Raw genomic sequence first — 18,326 nt, 5'->3', positions numbered from 1 at the left:
GCCTTCCCTTCAACGGCCGGGACGCCCGCGTGGCGTGCCCGGCCGCTTGCTTTCGGCCCCGGCCCGCGCGATCGCATCGAGCACCACGCGCAGCCCCTTGCCCACCGGCTTGTCGCGCCGCAGCACGATCGCCAAAGTGCGCGACATGGGCGGCACCAGCCGGCTGATCTTCAGCTCGGGATGGGCACCGCGCCCGCGCATCGCCATGCCCGGCACGATGGCGTAGCCCAGCCCCGCGGCCACCATCTCCTTCATCGCCTCGACGCTGCCGAGCTCCATCACCGGCTGCGGCTGCAGCCCCTCGGCCGCGAACCAACGATCGACCAGCCGGCGCGTGTTGGCCGCGGGTTCGAACAGCACCAGCGGCAGCGGCGCCAGGTCGGCCGGTCCCACGCGCGCCTTCAGCGGCGCGAGGTCGGCGCGGCCGATGGCCACGAACTCGTCGTCGAGCACGGGCGTCACCTCGAGCGAACGCCCCGTGGCCGGCAAGGTGACGAGCGCGAGGTCGATGCTGTTCTCCTCCACCTTGCGCACGCAGTCGTCGGTGTTGCCGGTGCTCACCACCACGCTGAGCGCCGGGTACTGCTCGCGCAGCGCGCGCAGCAGCGGCGGCAGCAGGTGCAGGCAGGCGGTGGCGCCGGTGCCCAGCCGCACGCGGCCCGCGACCGCGCTCGCATGGTCGGCCAGCGCCTCGATCGCGTTCTCGACCGCCGCATCGATGTGCTGCGCATGCCGCAGCAGCTCGCTGCCGGCCGCCGTGGCCCGCGCGCGCCGGCCCACGCGCTCCACCAGCCGCACCGCGAGGCGACGCTCGAGCTGGCGCACCTGCAGGCTCACCGCGGGCTGGCTCAGGCCCAGGCGCTCGGCCGCGGCCGAGAAGCTGCCGGTCTCGACCACCAGGCCGAAGGCGCGCAGCTGGTCGAGGTTGAGCGAGCGCTGCAGCGGCTTGTCCAAAGTTTTTCTCATGGCTTGCATAGGTGATCGAAGCTTCATTTATCGAAAGCCGCGCGTCAAGATCGCGCCATGCCTTCTTCCGACCCTTCTCCCTCTTCCGCCGCGTTCGAGATCGCCGACGCCGAGCGCCAGCACCTGGACCAGATCCAGGCCATCTACAGCCACTACGTGCTGCACGACCTCTGCTCCTTCGAGGAGCAGGTGCCGACCGTGGCGCAGATGCTGTCGCGCCGCCTCGAGGTGCTGCGCCTGGGCCTGCCCTACCTGGTCGCGCTGCGCGAGGGCCGCGTGGTCGGCTATGCCTATGCCGGCGCCTACCGCGCGCGCTCCGCCTACCGTCACACGGTCGAGGATTCGATCTACGTCGCGCAGGGCGAGCACGGCCGCGGCATCGGCAAGGCGCTGCTCGCGGCACTGATCGAACGCTGCGCCGCACGGGGCCTGCGCCAGATGGTCGCGGTGGTCGGCCACAGCGGCAACGCGGGCTCGACGCGGCTGCACGAGAGCCTGGGTTTCGAACGGGTCGGCGTGCTGCGCGACGTGGGTTTCAAGTTCGGCCGCTGGGTCGACACCGTGCTGATGCAGCGCGCGCTGGCCTGATGGCGGCACAGCCGTCCCTGCCCGCGCCGGGCTGGCTCGCGATGCTCTGCGCGAGCCGGCTGCTGCAGGCCATGATCGTCACGGCCTATGCCGGCGTGCTGCCCTTCACCATGGTCGACTGGCAGATGAGCGCCGCGCAGGCCGGCTCGATCCAGAGCGCCTGGCACGTGGGCTACATGAGTTCGCTGTTCGCCGTCGGCCTGCTCGCCGACCGCTTCGGCGCGCACCGCGTGTTCCTGCTCGGCAGCGCGGTCAGCGCGATCGCGGCGCTGGGCTTCGCGCTGTTCGCGAGCGGCCATCGCTCGGCGCTGCTGCTGTACGGGCTCGCGGGGCTGTGCGCCGGTGCCTCGTACACGCCGGGGCTGCAACTGCTCGCGCGCAATGCCGAACCCGCGGTGCGCGGCCGCGCGATGGGGCTGTTCCTCGGCGCCTCGTCGCTCGGCTATGCGCTCTCGCTCGCGGTGGTGGCCGCGCTCGCGAGCCTCGCGCACTGGCGCCACGGCCTGATCGCGGCGGCGCTGTGCACCGCGGTGGGCGCGCTGCTCACCGTGCCGGCACTGCGCCGCATGCAACTGCCCACGGCACCGCCGCCGGCCGCGCGCGAGAGCACGCTGCGCGCGCTGGCCGAGACGGTGCGCGACAAGCCCGCGATGGCCGGCAACTGGGCCTATGCCTTCCACTGCTGGGAGCTGATGGCGCTGTGGGCCTGGCTGCCCGCCTACCTCGTGGCCGCGTCGGGCGATGTGCCGGCCGCGTGGAAGGGCGCGGGCATCGCGCTCGCGGCGCTGGCGCACCTGGTCAGCGTGTTCGGCAGCATCGCGGGCGGCGCCGCTTCCGACCGCTGGGGTCGCGCGCACGTGATGATGGTCGCCACCCTCGCGAGCCTGTGCATGTCCTTCGCCTTCGGCTGGATGTGGAGCTGGCCGCTGTGGCTGCTGGCGGCGGCCGCCGCGCTCTACAACCTGTTCGCCATCGCCGATTCCTCGGTCTACTCGACCGCGCTGGCCGACGTGGTGGCACCGCATCGCCTGGGCGTGGCCTATTCGGTGCGTTCGGTGATGGGCTTCGGCGCGGGCGCGATCAGCCCCTGGGCGTTCGGCCTCGCGCTCGACTGGGGGCAGGCGCGCTTCGGCGTCGGCAGCACCCACGGCTGGGTCGCCGCATGGACCACGGTCGGGCTCGGCGCGCTGCTCGGGCCGCTGATGATCGCGCGCTTCGCGCGGCTGGCCAGGCCACCGCGCTGAGCGCCCTCAGTCGCCCTCGCCCTGCGCCCACTCCGGGCTGTAGCCGCCCAGCGTCGGGTGGTACATCTCGTCGCCCGCATGCTGGGTGAACTCGACGTTGAGCCGGTCCTCGCGCAGCCCGAGGATCTCCGCGCAGTCGCGGCACAGCGCCTTCGCGACCGCGAGCCGCACTTCGGCCGAACGGCCACGCCGGATGTCGCACATCAGCACCGAGACCTCCGCCGGCTCGCCATCGACCATGCGCCACACGCCGCCCTCGCCCGCCTCGCGCACCGCGACGCTGATGCGCCGGATGTCCACGCTCATCATCGCGGCATAGGTTTCGCACAGGCGCTGCGCGAGCCGCCGCTTGTCGGTGGCCGCATGGCGGCCGTTCACGTCGAGTTGCAGATAGGGCATGTCAGGCGACTCCTTCGAGGGTGGCGGCGAGGCGGAACAGCGCGGCCTCCCTGCCGGCCGCGGCCACCAGTTGCAGCGCGATCGGCAGGCCGTCGATGCGACCCACGGGCACGCTGATCGCGGGCAGCCCGACCAGGTTCCACGGGCTCGTGAGCGACAGCAACGCGGCGCGCACCTCGACCGCCGCGCCATCGATCCGGGGCATTCTTTCGCCGATGGTGGGCGCCAGCATCGGCACGGTCGGCAGCGCCAGCACCTCGTGCCGCCGCAGCAGGTCGGCCACGGCGCGCGCCACGGCCTCGCGCTGCGCGAGCGCGCGCACATAGCGCCAGGCCGGGATCGCCTCGCCGCGGCGCAGGCGCTGCAGCACCTCGGCATCGATGGCCTCGGCGCCGCGCGCCACGTCCTCCGCATGCACCGCGAAGGCCTCGCTGGCCTGCAGCGTGGAGAAGATCTCGAACAGTTCGTGCGCCTGCGGCAGTTGCGCGGGCAGGTCCACCTCGTCGACCGGCAGGCCGGCGGCACCGAGGCGTTCGCGCACGGCGCGCGCGATGCGCGGATCGGTGCGCGCGAGCAGCGAAGGAACGATCCAGCCGATGCGCGCCGCGGGCGCCACGGCCGCATCGAGCGGCGCCAGGCAGCCATAGGCCAGCGCCACGTCCTCGGCGTTGCGCGCGAACAGCCCCACGTGGTCGAGCGACGCGGCCAGCGGCCGCACGCCCTCGCACGAGATCGCGCCCCAGGCCGGCTTGAAGCCCGCCACGCCGCACAGCGCCGCCGGCACGCGCACCGACCCCGCGGTGTCGGTGCCGAGCGCCAGCGGCACCATGCCCGCGGCCACCGCGACCGCGCTGCCGCCGCTGCTGCCGCCCGACATGCGCGCGGGCGCGTGCGGATTGCGCGCCGCGCCATGCACCGAGCGGTCGCCGGTGGCGCCGTAGGCGAACTCGTGCAGCGTGGTCTTGCCGACCGGCACCGCGCCGGCCGCGCGCAACTGCCGCACGCAGGCCGCGTCGTCATGCGCCACGTGCTCGAGGTACAGCGCCGAGCCCTGCGTGGTGGGCTGGCCCGCGATGTCGATCAGGTCCTTGATCGCCACCGGCATCCCGTGCAGCGGGCCGCGGTCGATGCCTTGCCGCAGCTCGTCGTCGGCGCGCAGCGCGGCGGCGCGCGCGCACTGCGCATCCACGCGCACGAAGGCATTGAGGCGCGGGTTCCGAGACTCGATCGCGGCCAGCGAGGCCTCGATCAACTGCGCCGAGGTGCGGCGGCCCGCGCGCAGGTCGTTCGCGAGCGCCGCGATCGTCTGCCGCGCGAAGAAGCCGAAGGTCTCGCTCATCGCGGCAGCGCCCGCGCACCGACGTAACCGAGCAGCGGGTCGTAGAGGTCGGTGCGGCGGTCGCGGTGCAGGTCGTTGAGCGGCGTCCAGATCGGTGCCGAGCGCGCCGCGCCGATGTCGACGTCGGCATAGAGGATGGTGTCCTCGTCGGGGCCCGCGATGCGGCCGATCGGCCAGCCGTTGGTGCCCGCGATCAGCGAGTTGCCCATGAAGCCCGCGCCGCGCTCGGTGCCGATGCGGTCGGCCGCCGCGATGAAGATGCCGTTGGCATGGGCCGCCGTCATCGTGAGGTAGGCCGCCATGCAGGTGCCGCTGGCGTCGTACAGCGGCGGCGGCGTCCAGACCCAGTCGGTGGGCAGGCAGACGATGTCGGCGCCCAGCTGCGCGAGGATGCGCGGCACCTCGGGGAACCAGATGTCCCAGCACACCATCAGGCCGATGCGGCCGATCTTCGTCTCGAACACCGGATAGCCCTCGTCGCCGGGCGTGAACCACAGCTTCTCGTTGTTCCACAGGTGGGTCTTGCGGTAGCGGCCGATGTAGCCCTCGGGCCCGACCAGCACCGCGGTGTCGAACAGCTGCAGCCCGTCCTGCTCGACCAGGCAGCCGACGATGTAGATGCCGTGCTGCGCCGCATACGACACCCAGCCCTGCACCGCGGCCCCGCCGGGCACGGGCTCGGCATGGGCATAGGCCTCGGCGCGGCCGCTGAAGCAGTAGCCGGTGGTGGCGAGCTCGGGCAGCACCACCAGCTGCGCACCGTTGGCGACCGCGGCATCGAGCCGCTGGTAGATCGCCGCGCTGTTGCGCGCGAGGTTCTCCACGCCGACCTGCGGGTCGAACTGGACCACGGCCACGCGCACGGGGCTGGCGCGCAGGCCGGGAATGGCATCGGCGCCGCGGCCGATATCGGCGGCGGGGGACGGTTGCGTATCGGATGAAGCGGTCATGGATGGCTTTCTGCGCGCTGGCAAAGGGAGGGATCGAATCGGCTATCTGGTTTTTATTTGAAACCTGACTGATCCTAGGCAGATCGGTTTTTATTTGCGACCTGATGGGCCGGACAGCCCCGCCGCGCCGCAAGGTCTTGCGGCAGCGCGCATGCAGGTGGCGCCGAGATGGTTTAATCCTGCAACCACATCCACCCGCAACGCATCGCCATGGCCCGCCGCAAAAGCCTCAAGGAAGACGCCTGTCCCATGGCGCGCACGCTCGACATCCTGGGCGACCGCTGGTCGCTGCTGATCGTGCGCGACGCCTTCGACGGCATGAAGCGCTTCGGCGAATTCCAGCAGAGCCTGGGCGTGGCGAAGAACATCCTCGCGGACCGCCTGAAGAACCTGGTGAACGAGGGCGTGCTGAGCCAGGCGCCGGCCTCCGACGGCTCGCTCTACCAGGAGTACCTGCTGACGCCCAGGGGCGAGGGGCTTTTCCCGGTGGTGGTGGGGCTGCGCCACTGGGGCGAGCAGCACCTCTATGCCAAGGGCGAGCCGCACTCGGTGCTGGTCGAGCGCGAGAGCGGCAAGCCGGTGCAGCGCATCGATCTGCGCACGCACGACGGCAAGCCGCTGGCGCCGGCGGCGACCTTCGTGAAGAAGCTGCCCGAGAAGCCGGCGCCGGGCGGGCGGCCGGCCTTCAAGTCGGCGCGCTGAGCCGCCCTACTCGCCCAGCAATTCGCCGATCGGCTGCAGGTCCTCGACCCGGTCGCAGATGGCCTTGATCACCATCGTGATCGGGATGCCCAGCAGCAGCCCCCAGACGCCCCAGAGCCAGCCCCAGAAGATCACGCCGACGAACACCGCGACCGGGTTCATGCGGCTGGTGCGGCTGGTGAGCCAGGGCATCAGCAGGTTGCCGACCAGGGTGTGGATCAGCAGCGAGGTGCCGGCCACCAGGATGCCCATCTCGAGGGTATTGAACTGCAGGAAGGCCACCAGGCCCGCGGCCGAGAGCACGATCACCGAGCCGATGTAGGGAATGAGGTTGGTGACCCCGGCCACGATGCCCCACACGGCCGCGTTCTGCAGCCCGAGAGCCCAGAAGGCCAGGCCGGTGGCCACGCCCACGAGCACGCTGGTGAAGATCTGCACCAGCAGGTAGCGCTCGATGTTGCGCGTGATGTCGTCGAGCACGTGCACGGTGATCTTCTTCTTCTCGAGGCTGGAGCCCGAGATCTTGATCAGCTTGCGCCGGAAGGTGGAGCCCGAACAGAGCGCGAAGTAGGTGAGGAAGGCCACCAGCGTGAGCTGCCCGGCCGCGCCGAGCAGGCCGACGGTGCCGGTCCAGAGGTAGTCGCGCACGTTGAACGGCGGCCGCTCGATCACCACGCGCGCAACGCCGCGGCGCGCCAGCGCGCGCGAGTTCTCCTCGGCCGCGCGCTCGAGCTGCGAGGCCGCCTGCTGCACGCTGTCGAGCGTGCCGCCGGTGCTCTTGTCGGTGCGCGTGGCCTGGCGCAGCTTCTGCGCCGCGGCCGGCAGCGAATCGAGCAGGGACGAGGCGCTGCCCGAGAGCGAATAGCCGGTCCAGCCGATGGCGCCGCACAGGCCGAGCAGGATGACGGCGGCACCGATCCAGCGCGGCAGCCACCAGCGCTCGAGCCGGTCGACCAGCGGCGACAGCGCATAGCTCAGCAGCAGGCTCAGCATCAGCGGGATGAACACCGACTGCGCCCACTGCAGCGCGAACACGCTGGCCAGCACCGCGAGCACCACCAGCGAGAAGCTGCGCACGTCGACCGGCACGCGCAGCACCGGCAGGTCGCGCTCGGCGTCGGCCTCGGACTTCGGCGCGGGCGGCGGCTCGGGGCGCAGCGCGGGCGCGGGAACGGCGGCGGCCGTCACTGGTTCCTCGGGCACCGGCGCCAGCTCGGGCGCGGGCACCTCCTCCTGCGCGGGCGGCGGCCGCGGTGCGTCGTCCTCGCGCGCCTTGTCGTTCATCGTGCGTCCTTGATGACCTCGCGCACCGCCGCCAGCTGCCGGCGCGATACCGCGACCAGCTCGGGCACGGTCGACAGGCGCAGCGCCCAGCCCTCGGCGTCCTCGCCGTCGTCGTAGCGCTCGAGCGCGCGGATCGCGCTGCGCGCCACCAGCGCATTGCGGTGCACGCGCAGGAAGCGCTGGGGATAGCGCTCCTCGAAATCGTTGAGCGAGCCGTCGAGGATGTGGCTGCGCGCGGCCGTGCGCACCGTGAGGTACTTGTACTCGGACTTCAGGTAGACGATCTCCGCCAGCGGCACGCGCTCGGCGCGGCCGCGGTCCTGGATCAGCACGCTCTCCTGCGCCACCTTGTCGCTGGCGCGCTCCTTGAGATAGCGCTCGGCCTTCTGCAGCGCCTGCTGCAGCCGCTCGGCGCGCACGGGCTTGGTGAGGTAGTCGACCGCGTCGAGCTCGAAGGCGGTGACGGCATGCGCCGCATGGGCGGTCACGAACACCACGGCCGGCGCGTCGGCGCGCTCGCGCAGCGCGCGCGCCACCTCGATGCCGTCGATGCCGGGCATGTGCACGTCGAGCAGCACCACGTCGAGCTTCATCGAGGCCAGCTGCGCCTGCGCCTCGGCGCCCTGCGCGGCCTCGGCCACCACCTCGGCCGCGGGCGCGCTGCAGTCGCGCAGCAGGGTGCGCAGCCGCGAGCGGGCCAGCGCTTCGTCGTCGACGATCAATGTCCTCAGGCTCATTCATGTCCCCCCACGCAATGGCATGCGTTCATGATTCGGCGGGTATCGCAATGCGCACCCGGTAGCTCTTCTGATCCATGCCGGCGCTGAACTGCATGCGCATGTCGTGCAGCAGCCGCAGCCGGTCCCTCACGTTCGCCAGCGCGATGCCGTGGCCGCGCGGCAGTGGTTGGTCGGCCCAGCGCAGCGGCGGCAGGCTGTTGACCACCTCGATCACCACCATCGAGCCGCGCCGCTCGGTGCGGATGCGCAGCTTGGCACCGTCCGGGCTCGGCTCCACGCCGTGCTTGATCGCATTCTCGACCAGGGGCTGCAGCAGCAGCGGCGGCAGCCGCGCGTCGCTGGCCGCGGCATCGAGGTCCCAGCGGATGCGCAGCCGCTCGCCGAAGCGCACCTGCTCGATCGCGAGGTAGCGCTCGGCCAGCGCGATCTCGTCGGCCAGGGTGCCCGATTCGCCGGGATCGGCCAGCGCCTGGCGGAACAACTCGCTCAGGTCCTCCAGCATGGTCTCGGCCTTGGCGGGCTCCTCGCGCACCAGCGCGATGGCACTGTTGAGCGTGTTGAACAGGAAGTGCGGCCGGATCCGCGACTGCAGCTCCTCGAGCCGCGCGGTGGTGGCGGCCGGCGTCTGGCCGCGCGCGCGCAGCACCATCGCCGCCATCACCATGCCCGCGAAGAAGGCACCGGCCAGCGCGCTCGCGAACCAGGGCGCGCTGACCAGCACGCCCGTGAGCCGCAGCAGCCCGCAGCCGTAGAGCGCCGAGATGGCGCCCAGCAGCGCGCCCACCGCGTACTGCCACGGCACCGGCAGCCGCCGCAGCGGCTTCTTGAGCCCGCAGGCCGCGACCAGCCACAGCAGGGTGGCCGGCAAGGCGCCGCCCGTGACGGTGGCGGCCTGCACCAGCCACTCGCCGGGCGAGCCCGAGACGAACATCGCGGCCACGCCCACCACCGCCTCGACGAAGACCACGGTGCGCAGCACCACGCCGATCTGGCAGGCGTCGAACAGCACGGCCTGCGCGCGCGCGGGCGGGCGGGCGCGGTCGGAGGACGCGGCGGGTGGGGTGGCCGATAAAATCGCCGGCTTGCGCATTCGCAGATACATTGGGTAACCAGCCCATTATTGCCTCCCGAACGGCTCCCATGACCCAAAACCAACTCGACAAGAAATCCGAAGCCTGGTCCGCCCTGTTCTCGGAACCCATGAGCGACCTCGTGAAGCGCTACACCGCCAGCGTCTTCTTCGACAAGCGCCTGTGGCAAGCCGACATCGAAGGCTCGCTCGCCCATGCCGGCATGCTGGCCGCGCAGGGGATCATCACCATGCAGGACCACGCCGAGATCGAGCGTGGGATGGCGCAGATCCGCGCCGAGATCGAATCCGGCGCCTTCGAGTGGAAGCTCGACCTCGAAGACGTGCACCTGAACATCGAGGCCCGTCTGACCCAGCTCGTGGGCGACGCCGGCAAGCGCCTGCACACCGGCCGCAGCCGCAACGACCAGGTCGCGACCGACGTGCGCCTGTGGCTGCGCGGCGAGATCGACCTGATCGCCGAGCTGCTGGTCACCCTGCAGAAGTCGCTGGTCGACATCGCCGAGAAGAACGTCGAGGTGATCCTGCCGGGCTTCACCCACCTGCAGGTGGCGCAGCCCGTGAGCTTCGGCCACCACATGCTGGCCTACGTCGAGATGTTCAGCCGCGACGCCGAGCGCCTGGCCGACGTGCGCCGCCGCGTCAACCGCCTGCCGCTGGGCGCCGCCGCGCTGGCCGGCACCAGCTACCCGCTCGACCGCGAGCTGGTCGCCAGGACGTTGAACATGGAAGGCGTGTGCCAGAACAGCCTGGATGCCGTGAGCGACCGCGACTTCGCGATCGAGTTCAGCGCCGCCGCCAGCCTGTGCATGGTGCACATCAGCCGCATGAGCGAGGAGCTGATCCTCTGGATGAGCCAGAACTTCGCCTTCATCCAGATCGCCGACCGCTTCACCACGGGCTCGTCGATCATGCCGCAGAAGAAGAACCCCGACGTGCCCGAACTGGCGCGCGGCAAGACCGGCCGCGTGGTCGGCCACCTGATGGCGCTGATCACGCTGATGAAGGGCCAGCCGCTGGCCTACAACAAGGACAACCAGGAAGACAAGGAGCCGCTGTTCGACACCGTCGACACGCTCAAGGACACGCTGCGCATCTTCGCCGAGATGATCGGCGGCATCACGGTCAAGCCCGAGGCGATGGAACTGGCCGCGCTGCGCGGCTACGCCACCGCCACCGACCTGGCCGACTACCTGGTGAAGAAGGGCCTGCCGTTCCGCGACGCGCACGAGATCGTGGCCCACGCGGTCAAGGCCGCGACCTCGCACAAGGTCGACCTGGCCGAGCTGCCGCTGGCGGTGCTGCAGCAGTTCAACCCGAAGATCGAGAAGGACGTGTACGACGTGCTGAGCCTGCGCGGCTCGCTCAACGCACGCAACATCCTCGGCGGCACGGCGCCCGCGCAGGTCAAGGCGCAGATCGCGCGCCACCGCGCCCGCCTCGGCTGATCGCGCCGGCCCTCGGCAGCGCAGCGACCCGCAGGGCCCGCCATGTTCTACGCCATCCCGCTCGAGAACCGCCCGAGCTGGCGCAACCCGCCGTGGATGACGGTGCTGCTGATCCTCGTGAACATGCTGGTGTTCTGGGGCCCGCAGCGCAGCGAGGAGAACGCGCAGGAACGCGCCGCGCGCTACTACGCGAAGAGCGCGTTGCCGGCGCTCGAGCTGCCGGCCTTCGTCGACTGGCTCGAGCGCACCCGGTCGCCGCGCGCCGAGGCCGCGCGGCAGCTGCTCAAGCTCAAGCGCACCGACGAGCTGCTCGAGGGCCTGCAGCACGAGCGCGTCTTCCTGCGCCAGCTGCGCGCCGACGAGGTGATCACGCCCGCGCATCCGCGCTTCGACGAATGGAAGCGCGAGCGCCAGCAGTTCGATGCCCAGTGGCCCGCGCCCTTCACCGAGCGCTGGGCGCAGGACTACGCGAAGGACGCCGAGTTCAAGCCCTGGACGTGGATCACGGCCGCCTTCCTGCACGGCAGCACCGGCCACCTGCTGGGCAACATGCTGTTTTTGTTCCTGTTCGGCTTCTCGGTCGAACTGGCGCTCGGGCGCACCACCTTCCTGAGCTTCTACCTCCTGGGTGCCGTCGGTGCCTCGGCGCTGGCCGACTGGGCCTATGCGGGCAAGGGCAGCTACGGGCTCGGCGCCTCGGGGGCGGTGTCGGCGCTGATGGGCATGTATGCCGTGATGTACCGGCTGCGGCGCATCCGCTTCTTCTACCAGCTGTTCTTCTACTTCAACTACGTCACGGCGCCGGCCCTGCTCCTGCTGCCGGCCTGGATCGCCAACGAGCTGCTGCAGCACCTGGTGGGCGGCCAGGGCATCGCCTACATGGCGCACCTGGGCGGGCTGCTGAGCGGCGCCGCGCTGATGGCCTGCGCCACGGCGCTGAAGCGCGTGAAGGCGCCCGAGACGCTGGCGGCCGAGCGCGCGAGCGCGCGCGACCACGACGGCGGCGATGGCGAATTCCAGCGCCGCGTCGCCAACGCACGGCGGCTGGGCGCGGCGATGAAGTTCGAGTCGGCCAGCAGCGAGTGGCGCGCCGCCGCGGCGCTGCGCCCGAACGATGCCGACACCCTGCGCGCCTGGTTCAACACCGCGCGGCTGCAGCCGGCCGGCGACGACTTCCATGCCGCGGCGCGGCGCATCTTCCGCCTGAGCGCCACCGACCCCGACACGCTGGCGCTGCAGCATGCGAGCTTCACCACCTACCTCGACCAGGCGAAGCCCGGCGTGCGCCTCAAGCCCGACGACATGGCACGGCTGGCGCGCCGCTTCGTGCGCATCCGCCAGTTCGAGGACGCGCGCCGGCTCTGCACCATCCTCTTGAAGACCGCGCCCGACCATCCCGAGCTGGCCGACACGCTGTCGGTGTGCGCCAACGGGCTGCTGCACGCGGGCGAGCGCGACAAGGCGGTGGGCCTGCTGCCGCACCTGCTGCGGCTCGCACCCGACGACATGGTCACGCGCGCGCTGCAACGCGCATGAAGCACCCCAAGTACATCTAACTTTGCAATCCGGCAAAGCGTCTGTCACAAGACTTTGTCAATCTTTGGCACTGGACTTGCAGGGCCTCTCTGTAAAGCTCGCCTCCGGCCTCCCGCCGCATTGAACTCGGGAGCGCCCGTTCGCTCCATTTGGGGCCTTCGTCACTTCCCCTGCCCATGCCCGCTCACACACGCCGTCCCTTCCCGCTGCTCATGACCGCCCTCGCGATGGCCATCGCCATCACGCTCGCCGGCTGCTCGCGCAACGAGGCCGCCACGCCCAAGGCAGGGGCCGCCGCGCCGGAACGGGAAGTCGGCACCGTCACGCTCAAGCACGAGACGCTGGCGCTGAGCACCGAGCTGCCGGGCCGCACCGCGGCCCCGGTCATCGCCGAGATCCGGCCGCAGGTCGGCGGCATCCTCAAGGAGCGGCTGTTCACCGAGGGCTCGCAGGTCAAGGCCGGCCAGGTGCTCTACCAGCTCGACCCGGCTTCGCTGCAGGCGGCCCACGCCAGTGCGCAGGCCAGCGTGCGCAAGGCCGAGTCGGCGCTCGCCACCGCGCGCACCGTGGCGCGCCGCAATGCCGAGCTGGTGAAGATCGACGCCATCAGCCGCCAGGTGTTCGACGAGACGCAGGCCGCCGAGCAGCAGGCCGAGGCCGACCTCGGCGTGGCGCGCGCGGCCGAGCAGACCGCGCGCATCCAGCTCGGCTACACCCGCATCACCTCGCCGATCAGCGGCTGGGCCGAGCTCTCGAGCGTCACGCCGGGCGCGCTGGTCACGGCCAACCAGGCCACCGCGATGACCACGGTGCAGCAGCTCGACCCGATCCACGTGCACGTCACGCAGTCGAGCAGCGAGCTGCTGCGCCTGAAGCGCGAGCTCGCCAGCGGCCGGCTGCAGCGCGCCAGCGATGCCGAGGCGCGCATCCAGCTGGTGCTCGAGGACGGCAGCAAGTACCCGCACCCCGGTCGCCTGACCTTCAGCGGCGTCACCGTCGATGCCGGCACCGGCAGCGTGACCCTGCGCGCGGTGGTGCCCAACCCCGACCGGCTGCTGATGCCCGGCATGTACGTGCGCGCCGTGCTGCAGGAGGGCGTGAACGCCGCCGCGCTGCTGGTGCCGCAGCAGGCCGTGACGCGCGCGCCCGACGGCAGCGCGTCGGCACTGGTGATCGATGCCGAGAACAAGGTCGCGAAGCGCCCGATCCAGGTCGGCCGCGCGATCGGCACGCGCTGGCAGGTGCTCGACGGCCTCGCCCCGGGCGACCGCGTGATGACCGAGGGCTCGCAGCGCGTGAAGGTCGGCGACAAGGTCAAGGTGGTCGACCTCGGCGCACGCGCCGCGGCCGGCCCGGTGGCCGCCGTCGCGCCCGACGCGGCCGATGCCGCCACCGATCCCGTGGCGCGCTGAGGTCGGGCCATGGCGCAGTTCTTCATCGACCGACCCATCTTCGCGTGGGTGCTCTCCATCGTCGTCATGCTCGCGGGCCTGATGGCGATCCGCACGCTGCCGCTCGAGCAGTACCCCGACATCGCGCCGCCGCGCGTGTCGATCAACGCCACCTACACCGGCGCCTCGGCCAAGACGGTCGAGGACTCGGTCACGCAGGTGATCGAGCAGCAGCTCAAGGGGCTGGACAACCTGCTCTACATGCAGTCGACCAGCAACTCCTCGGGCGTGGCCCGGCTGTCGCTGACCTTCAATCCCGGCACCAGCATCGACGTGGCGCAGATGCAGGTGCAGAACAAGCTGCAGCAGGCCATGTCGCGGCTGCCGCAGCAGGTGCAGAGCCGCGGCGTCACCGTCACCAAGGGCGGCAACGACTTCCTGATGATCGTCTCGATGTTCTCGGCCGACGGCAGCGCCTCGGCCGTGGACGTGGGCGACTACATCAGCAGCAACCTGGTCGACGTGATCAGCCGCATCGACGGCGTGGGCGAGGTCCAGACCCTGGGCACCGGCTACGCCATGCGGCTGTGGCTCGACCCCGACAAGCTGCGCAAGTACGCGCTGATGCCGTCGGACGTGAACGCCGCCATCACGGCGCAGAACGCGCAGGTGTCGGCCGGCCAGCTCGGCGCGCTGCCGGCGGCCGCGCAGCAGCAGCTCAACGCCACCATCACGGCGCGCAGCAAGCTGCAGACCGCGGAGCAGTTCGAGAACGTGGTGCTGCGCGTGACGCCCGACGGCGCGGTGGTGCGGCTGAAGGACGTGGCGCGCGTCGAGCTCGGCGCCGAGAACCTCACGGTGCGCTCGCAGCTCGACGGCCGGCCCGGTGCCGGCCTGGGCGTGGTGCTGGCCGACGGCGCCAACGCGGTGCAGGTGGCCGAGGCGGTGAATGCCAAGGTCGAGGAGCTCAAGCCGCTGTTCCCGAACCAGCTGCAGACCTTCGTGAGCTACGACACCACGCCCTTCGTCAGCGCCTCGATCGACGAGGTGGTGAAGGCGCTGCTCGAGGCCATGCTGCTGGTGGTGCTGGTGATGTATGTGTTCCTGCAGAACTTCCGCGCCACGCTGATCCCCGCGATCGCCGTGCCGGTGGTGCTGCTGGGCACCTTCGGCGTGCTGTCGATGGCCGGCTACTCGATCAACACGCTCACCATGTTCGGCATGGTGCTGGCGATCGGCCTCCTGGTGGACGACGCCATCGTGGTGGTCGAGAACGTCGAGCGCGTGATGCACGAGGAAGGGCTCTCGCCCAAGGAGGCCACGCGCAAGTCGATGGCCGAGATCACGCCCGCGCTGGTGGGCATCGCGCTGGTGCTGTCGGCGGTGTTCGTGCCGATGGCCTTCTTCGGCGGCTCCACCGGCGTGATCTACCGCCAGTTCTCGATCACCATCGTCTCGGCGATGGCGCTGTCGGTGTTCGTGGCGCTCACGCTCACGCCCGCGCTGTGCGCCACGCTGCTCAAGCCGGTCGCCAAGGGCGGCCATGCGGCGCCGCGCGCCGGCCTGCTGGGCCGGGTCGACCGCTTCTTCGCGGCCTTCAACCGCGGCTTCGACCGCAATGCCGCGCGCTACGAGGGCGTGGTCGGCGGCATCGTGCGGCGCGGCAAGCGCAGCATCGTGGTCTACCTGCTGATCGCGGGCGTGATGGCGCTGCTCTTCATGCGCCTGCCGACCTCCTTCCTGCCCGACGAGGACCAGGCCTTCCTGCAGGTGCAGGTGACGCTGCCGCCGGGCGCCTCGAACGCGCGGCTGCAGCCCGTGACCGAGCAGGTGCAGCAGTACTTCGCCAGGCAGCCCGAGGTGCTGAGCGTGAACATCCTCACCGGCCAGAACGGCGACCAGAGCTCGGCGCGCGCCTTCGTCAAGCTCAAGGACTGGGACGAGCGCACCGGCAAGGGCCAGTCGGCCGCCGAGCTCGCACGGCGCGCCAACAAGGACCTGTCGACGGTGCGCGACGCGCGCATCTTCGTGCTGCTGCCGCCGGCCGTGCGCGGCCTGGGCGCCAACGCCGGCTTCAACTTCCACCTGAAGGACATCAACGGCCTGGGCCACGACGCGCTGGTGAAGGCACGCGACCAGGCCATCGACCTGCTGAGCCGCCGGCCCGAGGTGATGAACGTGCGCAGCAACAACCTCGACGACACGCCCGAGTTCGCGGTCGACATCGACGACGCGCGCGCCGGCGCGCTGAGCCTGGCCACCTCCGACATCGACAGCACCCTGTCGAGCGCCATGGGCGGCACCTACATCAACGACTTCCTCGACAAGGGCCGCGTGAAGCGCGTCTACATGCAGGGCGACACCGACTTCCGCATGCTGCCCTCGGACATCGACCGCTGGAGCGTGCGCAACGGCCTGGGCCAGATGGTCTCGTTCCCGGCCTTCTCGAGCTCGCGCTGGAGCTACGGCTCGCCGCAACTGCAGCGCTACAACGGCAGCCCGAGCTACGAGTTCGTGGGCGACGCCGCGCCGGGCGTGAGCTCGGGCGACGCGATGGCCGCGGTCGAGGAGGTGATGAAGCAGATGCCGCCGGGCATCGGCTACGAATGGACCGGCGCCTCGTTCCAGGAGCGGCTGTCGGGCGCGCAGGCGCCGCTGCTCTACGCGATCTCGATCCTGTTCGTGTTCCTGTGCCTCGCCGCGCTCTACGAGAGCTGGTCGGTGCCGTTCTCGGTGATCCTGGTGGTGCCGCTGGGCATCGTGGGTGCGCTGCTGTTCACCAGCCTGCGCGGCCTGAGCAACGACGTGTACTTCCAGGTCGGCCTGCTGACCACCGTGGGGCTGTCGTCGAAGAACGCGATCCTGATCGTGGAGTTCGCCAAGCAGCTGCAGGAACAGGGCAGGAGCGTGCTCGACGCCACGCTGCAGGCGGTGCGCCTGCGGCTGCGCCCGATCCTGATGACCTCGCTGGCCTTCGGCTTCGGCGTGCTGCCGCTGGCCATCGGCACCGGCGCCGGCGCGGGTGGCCGCCAGTCGATCGGCACCGCGGTGCTCGGCGGCATGGTGGTGGGCACCGCGCTCGGCATCTTCTTCGTGCCGCTGTTCTTCGCGCTGATCCGCGGCTGGCTCGCGGGGCGGCGCAAGGCCGCGCCGAAGGACGAGCCCCTCGCACCCGCACAGACCGCCGAGCAAGGAGGCCACTGATGCGACACGCCCTCCCCTTGCGTTCGCTGACGCTCGTCGCCGCCGCCGTGCTCGCGGGCTGCGTCAACCTCGCGCCCGACTACCAGGCGCCCGCGCTGCCGGTGCCGCAGACCCTGCCCTCGGCCAAGGTCGAAGCCGGCACGCCGCTCGATGCGGGCTGGCGCGACTTCTTCGTCGAGCCGAAGCTGCGCGGCACCATCGAGCTCGCGCTCGCCAACAACCGCGACCTGCGCGTGGCCGCGCTCAACATCGAGCGCGCGCGCGCCCAGTACGGCATCGCGCGCGCCGGCCTCTTTCCCACCATCGACGCCGGCGCCGGCGGCAGCCGCTCGCGCACGCCGGGCAGCCTCTCGACCGGCGGCGAGCCGCGCTACGCCACGCAGTACAGCGCCGACCTCGGCCTCACGAGCTACGAGATCGACCTGTTCGGCCGCGTGCGCAACCTCAGCGAGGCGGCGCTGCAGAGCTTCTTCCAGACCGAGGCCACGCAGCGCGGCACGCAGATCAGCCTGGTGGCCGCGGTCGCCACCGCCTGGCTGCAGCTCGCGGCCGACGAGCAGCGGCTGCAGCTCGCGCGCCACACGCTCGAGAGCCAGCGCCGTTCCTTCGACCTGATCCAGCGCGGCCATGGCCTGGGCGCGCAGTCGGGCCTCGCGCTCGCGCAGGCCCAGAGCACGGTCGATGCGGCACGCGCCGACGCGGCCGCCTTCGACAGCCAGGTCGAGCAGGACCGCAATGCGCTCGCGCTGCTGGTCGGCACCACGCCGCCGGCCGAGCTGCTGCCCACGCCGGCCGCGACCGACCCGGGCACCGCCACGGCAGCCACCGCCGAACCCGCGCCCGCCGCGCGGCTGCTGGTGCCGCCGGCCGGCCTGCCCTCGAGCGTGCTGCAGCAGCGGCCCGACGTGCTCGCGGCCGAGCATGCGCTGCGCGCGAGCAATGCCGACATCGGCGCCGCGCGCGCCGCCTTCTTCCCGCGCATCGCGCTCACCGCCTCGGCGGGCACGGCCAGCAGCACGCTGTCGGGCCTGTTCGCCAGCGGCAGCAGCGCCTGGAGCTTCGCGCCCTCGATCAGCGTGCCGATCTTCGATGGCGGCGCCAACCGCGCCAACCTGCGCGTGGCCGAGGCGCAGCAGAAGATCCAGCTCGCGAGCTACGAGAAGACGGTGCAGACCGCGTTCCGCGAAGTGGCCGATGCGCTGGCCGAGCGCCGCACGCTGGCCGAGCGGCTGGACGCGCAGCGCTCGCTGCTCGACGCCACCTCGCGCAGCTTCTCGCTGTCGCAGTCGCTGTTCCGCAGCGGCGCCAGCAGCTACCTCGACGTGCTCGATGCGCAGCGCGCCTACTACGCCGCGCAGCAGACGCTGATCGGCCTGCAGCTCACCGAGCAGACCAACCGGCTCACGATCTACAAGGTGCTGGGCGGGGGCTGGAAGGAGAGCTGA

Annotated in this window: 15 protein-coding genes; 8 read left to right on the top strand and 7 right to left on the bottom strand. The window is 71.3% G+C overall.

Going from position 1 to position 18,326, the window contains the following annotated elements:
- Positions 1 to 9: 9 nt before the first annotated feature.
- The gene (locus R0232_RS09275; protein WP_431511923.1) at positions 10 to 975 is read right to left on the bottom strand and encodes a LysR family transcriptional regulator; all 966 of its coding nucleotides are present in this window, start codon (positions 973 to 975) and stop codon (positions 10 to 12) included.
- 48 nt (positions 976 to 1,023) lie between these two features.
- On the opposite strand from R0232_RS09275, the gene R0232_RS09270 reads away from it, so the two are divergent.
- Positions 1,024 to 1,554 carry an N-acetyltransferase family protein gene (locus R0232_RS09270; RefSeq protein ID WP_431511922.1) on the top strand — a complete coding sequence of 177 codons (531 nt, stop codon included), beginning with the start codon at positions 1,024 to 1,026 and terminating at the stop codon, positions 1,552 to 1,554.
- Positions 1,554 to 2,798 (top strand): MFS transporter, encoded by a 1,245-nt coding sequence (locus R0232_RS09265; protein WP_431511921.1) that lies wholly within the window; start codon positions 1,554 to 1,556, stop codon positions 2,796 to 2,798. Before R0232_RS09270 ends, R0232_RS09265 begins: the two co-directional genes overlap by 1 nt.
- 6 nt (positions 2,799 to 2,804) lie before the next feature.
- Here R0232_RS09265 and R0232_RS09260 read toward each other — a convergent pair whose 3' ends face one another.
- The 3 genes from R0232_RS09260 to R0232_RS09250 are packed head-to-tail and all read right to left on the bottom strand — an operon-like array spanning position 2,805 to position 5,486.
- Positions 2,805 to 3,197, bottom strand: coding sequence for a tautomerase (locus R0232_RS09260; RefSeq protein ID WP_208507503.1), 393 nt, complete (start codon positions 3,195 to 3,197; stop codon positions 2,805 to 2,807).
- 1 nt (position 3,198) lies between these two features.
- Positions 3,199 to 4,536 carry an amidase gene (locus tag R0232_RS09255; RefSeq protein ID WP_431511920.1) on the bottom strand — a complete coding sequence of 446 codons (1,338 nt, stop codon included), beginning with the start codon at positions 4,534 to 4,536 and terminating at the stop codon, positions 3,199 to 3,201.
- Positions 4,533 to 5,486, bottom strand: a complete 954-nt coding sequence (locus R0232_RS09250) for a nitrilase family protein (RefSeq protein ID WP_431511919.1) — start codon at positions 5,484 to 5,486, stop codon at positions 4,533 to 4,535. The genes R0232_RS09255 and R0232_RS09250 overlap by 4 nt, the downstream gene beginning before the upstream one ends.
- A gap of 210 nt (positions 5,487 to 5,696) precedes the next feature.
- Here R0232_RS09250 and R0232_RS09245 point away from each other — a divergent pair, with 210 nt between their 5' ends.
- Positions 5,697 to 6,188, top strand: coding sequence for a winged helix-turn-helix transcriptional regulator (locus R0232_RS09245; protein ID WP_431511918.1), 492 nt, complete (start codon positions 5,697 to 5,699; stop codon positions 6,186 to 6,188).
- 6 nt (positions 6,189 to 6,194) lie between these two features.
- Here the strand turns inward: R0232_RS09245 and R0232_RS09240 are convergent, their stop codons facing one another.
- Genes R0232_RS09240 through R0232_RS09230 form a run of 3 tightly spaced genes read right to left on the bottom strand, consistent with a single transcriptional unit; the run spans position 6,195 to position 9,302 of the window.
- A complete protein-coding gene (locus R0232_RS09240; RefSeq protein WP_296780025.1) occupies positions 6,195 to 7,472 on the bottom strand; it encodes an AI-2E family transporter in 1,278 nt (425 codons plus the stop codon).
- On the bottom strand, positions 7,469 to 8,209 hold the full coding sequence (locus R0232_RS09235; RefSeq protein ID WP_057592325.1) for a LytR/AlgR family response regulator transcription factor: 741 nt from the start codon (positions 8,207 to 8,209) through the stop codon (positions 7,469 to 7,471). The genes R0232_RS09240 and R0232_RS09235 overlap by 4 nt, the downstream gene beginning before the upstream one ends.
- Before the next feature lie 28 nt (positions 8,210 to 8,237).
- On the bottom strand, positions 8,238 to 9,302 hold the full coding sequence (locus tag R0232_RS09230) for a sensor histidine kinase (RefSeq protein WP_208507508.1): 1,065 nt from the start codon (positions 9,300 to 9,302) through the stop codon (positions 8,238 to 8,240).
- Between the two features lie 50 nt (positions 9,303 to 9,352).
- Here R0232_RS09230 and argH point away from each other — a divergent pair, with 50 nt between their 5' ends.
- The 5 genes from argH (at position 9,353) to R0232_RS09205 (ending at position 18,326) form a co-directional block, all read left to right on the top strand.
- Positions 9,353 to 10,750 (top strand): argininosuccinate lyase, encoded by a 1,398-nt coding sequence (gene argH / locus R0232_RS09225; protein ID WP_093348594.1) that lies wholly within the window; start codon positions 9,353 to 9,355, stop codon positions 10,748 to 10,750.
- A 42-nt stretch (positions 10,751 to 10,792) separates the two neighbouring features.
- A complete protein-coding gene (locus R0232_RS09220; RefSeq protein ID WP_431511917.1) occupies positions 10,793 to 12,286 on the top strand; it encodes a rhomboid family intramembrane serine protease in 1,494 nt (497 codons plus the stop codon).
- 176 nt (positions 12,287 to 12,462) lie between these two features.
- A complete protein-coding gene (locus R0232_RS09215) occupies positions 12,463 to 13,698 on the top strand; it encodes an efflux RND transporter periplasmic adaptor subunit (RefSeq protein WP_431511916.1) in 1,236 nt (411 codons plus the stop codon).
- A 9-nt stretch (positions 13,699 to 13,707) separates the two neighbouring features.
- On the top strand, positions 13,708 to 16,881 hold the full coding sequence (locus R0232_RS09210) for an efflux RND transporter permease subunit (protein ID WP_431511915.1): 3,174 nt from the start codon (positions 13,708 to 13,710) through the stop codon (positions 16,879 to 16,881).
- Positions 16,881 to 18,326: an efflux transporter outer membrane subunit gene (locus R0232_RS09205; RefSeq protein WP_431511914.1), complete on the top strand. Its 1,446-nt coding sequence runs from the start codon at positions 16,881 to 16,883 to the stop codon at positions 18,324 to 18,326. The genes R0232_RS09210 and R0232_RS09205 overlap by 1 nt, the downstream gene beginning before the upstream one ends.

The sequence above is a fragment of the Variovorax sp. DAIF25 genome, assembly GCF_050711835.1.
In the GTDB taxonomy this organism is placed as follows: domain Bacteria; phylum Pseudomonadota; class Gammaproteobacteria; order Burkholderiales; family Burkholderiaceae_C; genus Variovorax.
The sequence above is the reverse complement of the archived record's forward strand: the minus strand, read 5'-3'. Positions and strand labels throughout refer to the sequence as shown.